The following is a 339-nucleotide window of genomic DNA, read 5'->3' as shown; positions in this document are numbered from 1 at the left end:
AGGCCACCGGTGCCGCCGGTGACCAGGACGGTGCCCTCGGTCGACCACGTCGTGGCGCCGGTGGGGGCCCCGGCGCGGGTCAGACGGGCGGCGAGGACGTCGTCCCCGCGGACGGCGAGCTGCGGCTCGTCCGGGGACAGCGCGACGGGCAGGGCACCGGTCGCGGGCACGGCGGCGGCCGGGTCGAGGTCGAGCAGGCCGAAGGCGCCGGGGTTCTCGGTCTGCGCGGAGCGGACCAGCCCCCACACCGCGGCGGCGGCGAGGTCGGCGACGGGCTCACCGGCGTCCGTGACGGCGCCGCGGGTGACGAGTACCAGCCGGGAGCCGGCGAGCCGGTCC

Annotated in this window: 1 protein-coding gene; it reads right to left on the bottom strand. The window is 79.9% G+C overall.

What is annotated here, in order from left to right; all coding sequences use genetic code 11:
- Positions 1-339: SpnB-like Rossmann fold domain-containing protein (locus tag GTW08_RS24290; RefSeq protein ID WP_161152589.1), on the bottom strand; the 339-nt coding region annotated here is incomplete at both ends.

Origin of the sequence: Pseudonocardia sp. SID8383 (genome assembly GCF_009864975.1) — a bacterium.
GTDB classification, from domain to species: domain Bacteria; phylum Actinomycetota; class Actinomycetes; order Mycobacteriales; family Pseudonocardiaceae; genus Pseudonocardia; species Pseudonocardia alni.
The sequence above is the reverse complement of the archived record's forward strand: the minus strand, read 5'-3'. Positions and strand labels throughout refer to the sequence as shown.